At 27.6% G+C, this 6,265-nt stretch carries 7 protein-coding genes; all 7 read right to left on the reverse strand.

What is annotated here, in order from left to right:
- Positions 1-14 precede the first annotated feature (14 nt).
- Complete coding sequence (locus tag ACZYT4_RS11955) at positions 15-410, reverse strand: hypothetical protein (protein WP_463786020.1); 396 nt, start codon at positions 408-410, stop codon at positions 15-17.
- Between the two features lie 90 nt (positions 411-500).
- A complete protein-coding gene (locus ACZYT4_RS11960; RefSeq protein ID WP_463786022.1) occupies positions 501-1,754 on the reverse strand; it encodes an ATP-binding protein in 1,254 nt (417 codons plus the stop codon).
- Positions 1,755-2,378: 624 nt separating this feature from the next.
- Positions 2,379-3,194, reverse strand: a complete 816-nt coding sequence (locus ACZYT4_RS11965) for an AAA family ATPase (protein ID WP_463786024.1) — start codon at positions 3,192-3,194, stop codon at positions 2,379-2,381.
- 25 nt (positions 3,195-3,219) lie between these two features.
- Positions 3,220-3,975, reverse strand: a complete 756-nt coding sequence (locus ACZYT4_RS11970; RefSeq protein WP_463786025.1) for a CPBP family intramembrane glutamic endopeptidase — start codon at positions 3,973-3,975, stop codon at positions 3,220-3,222.
- Positions 3,976-4,048: 73 nt separating this feature from the next.
- Entirely contained in the window at positions 4,049-4,291 is a 243-nt protein-coding gene (locus ACZYT4_RS11975) for a hypothetical protein (protein WP_463786027.1), read from the reverse strand.
- A gap of 430 nt (positions 4,292-4,721) precedes the next feature.
- Complete coding sequence (locus ACZYT4_RS11980) at positions 4,722-5,612, reverse strand: tetratricopeptide repeat protein (RefSeq protein ID WP_463786030.1); 891 nt, start codon at positions 5,610-5,612, stop codon at positions 4,722-4,724.
- Positions 5,613-5,734: 122 nt separating this feature from the next.
- A partial coding sequence (locus ACZYT4_RS11985) for an Hsp70 family protein (RefSeq protein WP_463786032.1) occupies positions 5,735-6,265 on the reverse strand: 531 nt, incomplete at its 5' end.

Consider the following 6,265-nt stretch of genomic DNA (forward strand, 5'->3'; position numbering starts at 1 on the left):
TATAATAATCTATTTTATAAGACAATTTGTATCGCTATAAAAAACGCCAAAATACTTATTACAAGTAAAACACCTAAGATTTTTAATTTAACAATTTCTTGTTTGATTGATAACCATGAAAAACGTTCCGTTATGAATTGCTGATGATAGAATTCATAGACATCTATTCCTACAAACAATAGATATATAAGAATTAATTTCCAATCATTAATTTCCGATTTTGAAAATGAATAATATGAATAAAATAAAACTGCTGGAATGAATAGAGTTAGCATAATGTATAAGCCTTTAGAATATTTTAACATATGCCAATGACTATATCTTTGATAACTTTGTGAAAAAACTCTTTTAAGCATAAGAAATGAACACACTGTTAAAAACCATGTATCTGTTGATGTCAAAACAAACATCATTATTCCTCCTATCAGTAAGAAAGATAAACACATCTTTCTTATTGAAAATGTAACATAAAGTTATGAAATTCCTGTGTATCCATCGTTCTAACGTAATTGATATTTAATAGCTCGTCCTTTCCCCGACTTATAAATAATATTTTTATCAGATAATGAATTCAGTATTCTAATAAGCTTTGCCTTATTATAATGACTTTGTTTTTCTATTTCTGCTCTTGATAGTTTTAAATTCCCATGAAAAATCTGTATAATCTGTTGTTCTTCACTTGTTAAATTAGTAACATCTAATACAGTTGGTAATATGATTGTTATAGAGTTCTCATAGACTTTGAATTGTGGTTTCGTTAAAGAATTGTTATAGGATTTATTGATTCTTTTGATTCCTGTACCAAACATTTCTATATATCTCAGTCTATAGAAAACATTACCTATAATTGGATTTCTAAGCATTGAAATCTGTCCATCAAGATATTCTGATTCACTCATTCCTGAAGGGAGTCCTCCTGGAGATCTTATCTCAATTCTATCATCAAACATACTAACCATTATAAATGCATCAATATCCCAGAAGCGATGAATAATAGCGTTGGCTATAGCTTCACGAAAGGCATTTTCTGGAATACGTGTGACAATCTTTCTAGAAGTTCCGTCAATTTTTTCATATTGATAATATTTTTTATACATTTCAACGCTTTCTTCCAATAACAACAAGATAGACTTATTTTCTAAAGTGACTCTATCCATAATTTCATCAATATCTTGACCAAACCTTATCATATCGACACCTTTATAATCATTTTGATCAGCAAGTAATGCTGCAGCATTATTATATTGATGATTTTTTGTATATAAATCTAATGTTTTCAAAATATCATCATTGACTTTTTGTATAGCCAATTTATCTTTCAAAGCTTTTTCTAAACATTGAAACGTTAAATCCTGTTTTCGAGCAACAAGTTCTTCATATGACTGATGATTTCCTTCTAATATCAGTCTGTTCAATTCTAGTCTATCTACTTCAATAGTTGATGTATCGTGTCTTTTATATGCTTTTCCTTTATATAAATAAGGTTTGAAGTCACTTTCATAAACAGTAAGAGTAATTGTTGAATCATCATTAATATTCAAATCATATACTGGCACAGGATTCATATTATCATTCATCTTGTTTTCAATACTTAAACAATCATCTATTGTATTTTTTATTCCTTTGACTTGACCATCATCATCAATTCCAAAAACAATTCTTCCTGTTCCATAGTTTGCGAAAGCACTGACTGTCTTGAGAAATGTGTTGGATTGTATTGTTTCTTTACACTCTAAATTTTTAGATTCTTTCATAACGGTCTCCTCCTTGAATATATTATATTATCGTTCCATTCGTTTTGCAACGAAAAATATTATCGTTGCATTTTTATCGCAACGAAAGAAAAAATCGTTCCAAATCATATGCAACGATAAAAATAACTATTAAAAAGTATGACCATAACATTCATTATTAAACTCTTTCAATCAATTTAAATAAACTTTTTCACTACCTGCATAAACACTATATTTAACAACTATATATCAATTCAAAAAGCAATTAATCATATAAACTAACTGATTTAAATGAATAAAATTAAAATCAGCATAAATCATTTCAATAATAATAGTATCAACATTATGACTAGTCATATAATCATCGGAGCAATGAGCATAAGTCAATAGAAACAATACTTCTTCTTTTTAAATTCATTAATGTTACATTAGTGTTTATCCTCAGTAACTTCTGGTTTTCATAATTGAAGTTCAATATTACTTTGACGATTCTCCCATCGAGAAAGAGCTTGATGGGGATGTACTTCATTCTTTTTGCAACGAAAATATTATCGTTGCATTACTATCAGTTAATTATCAAATGATAGTTGTGTTCAATAAGCTACAATTTCTCTGAAAAACAAAAATTTCAAATATCTACAAGATTTACTCAAATTCCTTTTCATGTTTTTTAAAAAAATCATAAAAATATCTCACATTTTCTAAATTGCTCCATTTCATAATGGCATATTCCTTTGAATCAAGATTATATATTTTTGCATCCAAAGTTCCTAACATAAAAGGTGAATGAGTCGCTATAATGAATTGACACTCAAACCATCTTGCCATATCATTGATTTCTTTAGCTAAGGCAACTTGATTTGCAGGAGAAAGAGACACCTCAGGTTCATCTAATAAATATAATGCATCCGGTTGCAAGAAGTCATCGAAGTACTGCATAGATGTTTCACCATTAGAATATTTTTCTTGAGCAAACATGATATATTCCATCTGTCTAGAACCTTCTTTTGATTCCAAATATTGTCTTGCTTCTTCCTTTGTCATTCCCTTTTTTACATAATCATACAACATTCCATCTGATAACACTTGTTTCTGTTGAATTTTCTTCACCTCATATAAAATATCTTCGCTTTTGATATAGCGACTATTCACTGGCAGACATTTAATCTTATGACCAAGTTCATCTTCACCTAGACAATAAGAACATTCAAAACAGAATGCATCGTAGTAATTTTTTGTACCATATAAATTACTCGTAGCATTTTCTTGACCTCTCATACCTAATTTATTAGCAATAATATTAAGTAATGTTGATTTTCCAGAACCATTATTGCCATAAAAGACTGTTATTGAAGAAAATACAAAAGGCTCTATATCTTTATCTCTAAAAACACTATATGGATAAATATGAGGATTAGATATTTGAGAATCACTCAATTTAAAACTTTTTAAATATATCATAAATAATGGATTCTCCTTTCCTTATTCAATGCGAAGTCTTTTTATTTTTAATATAGACAATTAACGTAGAAAATAAGATTTCAACTACAATCAAAATAATAATTGGATATAATGAACTTTGAACCAGCATAGCTACAGCCATTGTATCAATCAGCATATGAGATAATATACATGGAATTGATCCCTTTGAAAATTCCTTTATCATACCAAATGTAAACGTATTTCCTAATATCATTAAATAAAATATTATATAATTTGAAGAACCCGCTGTAATCCAAGGTAATCTGTAAATAGGAATATGCCACAGAAACCATATAACTGAAATAAATAACATTTTCAAGATAAAGCTATCTTTTTTAACATGTATATGTTCTTGTAGATACCATCTCCAGCCCACTTCTTCCAATCCACCTTGTAAAAGTGTCCATGGAAAATAAGCTAATATTGTCATAAATGAAACATTGAAGTCTTTGATATTATTAAGCAATGCCGATACTCCATAATAAATCAATGGAACAATGAATGCTAATAAAAATGGTAATAAACGTTCTTTTTGTAAAAAGGATTGTTTAAAGAATTCAAATAAATTTTTACACTCTAAAGTCTTTATTGAAAATAAGGCAGCAGTCATCATTGGAATTAAATTCATAAGAATAAATAAAGCAGATGAGCCAAGAGTTGGTCCATTTGGAAAAAAACATAATACAATTTGTCCTATGATTGTAGTTGCAATCAAAGTGATCATAGAATATGTAATAGCGACTTTATTTTCTTTCAACATCCTACACTCATCTCCTATAAAATTTTCATTTCTTCCTTTGTCTTATTTCCTATGAGATAACAGTACTTTAGCATTATACTTTTAAATCATATTCTTTTGGACTTTGAACATTTATAGTTACAAATCTTAACCAATCTTTTTGCTCATAAGCATTTTTCAATATCATATATCCATTGACTACACAAACAGAATACGTTCTGATATTTCTCTTTAAGTTGCTGTATAATTTTTTACTACTTTCATTCTCATACCAAATCGTAGAAATTGTTGTAGGCAAAAGAGCATTTTCATCATACAATCCACCCAAATCAATCACAATACTTGTTTCATTACATTTTTAATTGATATATTTGTTAAAATCAAGCTGTATCATTTGATTATCATTTATAACAAGATACTGATTTCCTATATGACTTCCATTAATAGAAATATCAAAGTTATCTATTTTCGTAATATTTGTTATTTTATGACTGTTGTTTTGACTACATCAATAGTCATTTACCATATTATTGTTTTGAAATTCCTGAAATGTATTTTCTAAATCTTTTTTCATACCAAATACTCGAAAACTTCTTGAAGTCATTTTATTTTATCATCCTTATGCTATTTACTTTCTTCTTTATTATATCAATACCCCTAATCCACATCAACGAAATAATTCTATCCTGTCATGAAACAAAAAAGAGAACGGTTTTTCCATCCTCTTAGTACCTTGATCAAAATTCTCGTTATATCTAGGTTCTTTATTAAGATATGTATAAACTTCTAATATCTCTTAAAATATGATAAACATTTTCCGTTTCTTTCCCTAAGTTCACTTTAAATGTTCCATATCCTCCACTTCTTAAAGGACATTTAGCAATTAAAATATCATTTTGACATCTCATTTTAGATACAGGTAAATCTGAATAAATGAGATAATAATATCCAATATTCATCTGACTTGAATACATATATATTGCTTTATCAGTAAAAACAACTCCTGTATTCTTCTTAACTTTATTAGTTCCTAAAAAACTAGGAGGAGCAATATAGACATAAGGACTCATTTTATCAATTATATGGAAAGTGTCAATGGCAGCTTTTTGAGATTCAGAATCTAACCACGCATTTTTATTTGAACCATGTAATTTGTTTTGATATTCTTTCAATATTTCCTTAACCTTAGAACTCAAATAGGATATTCCAAAATTCATATCAAAATGTAATTTGAGCATATTCTCATAGCTATTATCTTTTGCCTTTTTTAAATATTCAAATGCTTCTTTAGATTTACCTACTTTTTCTAATGCATATGCATAATTTGCATAAAAGCTACGTTTTGTATGTAGTTCTGAAAAACTATGAACTAAAATCAATGGTTCAGCTTTAAGAAAATATTCAATAGCTTTTGAATAATTCTTTTTTCGTACTTCTCCTACTCCTAAATTATTATAGATTGTTGCATCTCTTTGATCTCCTTGTAATGCTTTTTGATAATATCTCATTTTTCTATCATGAAAATTATGTCGTCCATATTGTGAACCAATCAATAAACAAAGTTGAGGATGATTAGGATCAAGTTGCTCCATTTTTTTGAAATTTTCAATCATCTTTGTAAATCCAGCATCCTTAGCTTCAATAAATAAATTTTTCATTTGACGAGTTTTCTGATTATTAATTGTAAGATGTATATGTTGACAATCATCACATAAATAGCCATGACTAAATTTAAGATATGCTATTTTATTACAATGTGGACATTTTATTTGTAATGGTTCTAATTCTTTTTTTGTTTCAGTATATTGAGTTTTTTCGTTGATTGCGTGGTTTGTTGAATATCTTCTTTATTTATTTTTACATAGAGTGATTTAACTCCTGTGTTTGTTACAATAAGATGTGGAATATTTATAATAATAGGATAGTCTTTTGACAAAGATAATTGTTTCTTCACTTCATCATAAACTCGACTTAATGCCATTGTATCACGATATAAATCAATACTTTCTTTTACATAAAATTCTCGTATCACATATTCAATAACTTTTCTTTCATAATCAACAGTATAAAAGTTATCTTCTTTAGAATAACTATCATTCATCTTCCCGTTTTCTTCATTAAAAATGTTTTGAGTTCTTTCCGAAAAATCTCGATAAACTTTTTCTTTCATATTTTCTTTTTGAAAATTATTATTCGTTTTTTCTGCATTTGTATCAATATTGATTTTTTCTTCTTGTTTGATATTTTCTGTTTTATTAATAAGTTCTTCTAAAGCCTCTTTCATCTCATGAGCATTTTGATATCGTTTTGC

It is taken from the genome of Massilimicrobiota sp. mt181, assembly GCF_055420065.1.

What these genes read in the sequence shown, in the direction of transcription:
- ACZYT4_RS11955 (WP_463786020.1), bottom strand. Translation starts at nt 410, where the DNA reads ATGTTTGTTTTGACATCAACAGATACATGGTTTTTAACAGTGTGTTCA.
- ACZYT4_RS11960 (WP_463786022.1), bottom strand. Translation starts at nt 1,754, where the DNA reads ATGAAAGAATCTAAAAATTTAGAGTGTAAAGAAACAATACAATCCAAC.
- ACZYT4_RS11965 (WP_463786024.1), bottom strand. Translation starts at nt 3,194, where the DNA reads ATGATATATTTAAAAAGTTTTAAATTGAGTGATTCTCAAATATCTAAT.
- ACZYT4_RS11970 (WP_463786025.1), bottom strand. Translation starts at nt 3,975, where the DNA reads ATGTTGAAAGAAAATAAAGTCGCTATTACATATTCTATGATCACTTTG.
- ACZYT4_RS11980 (WP_463786030.1), bottom strand. Translation starts at nt 5,612, where the DNA reads ATGAAAAATTTATTTATTGAAGCTAAGGATGCTGGATTTACAAAGATG.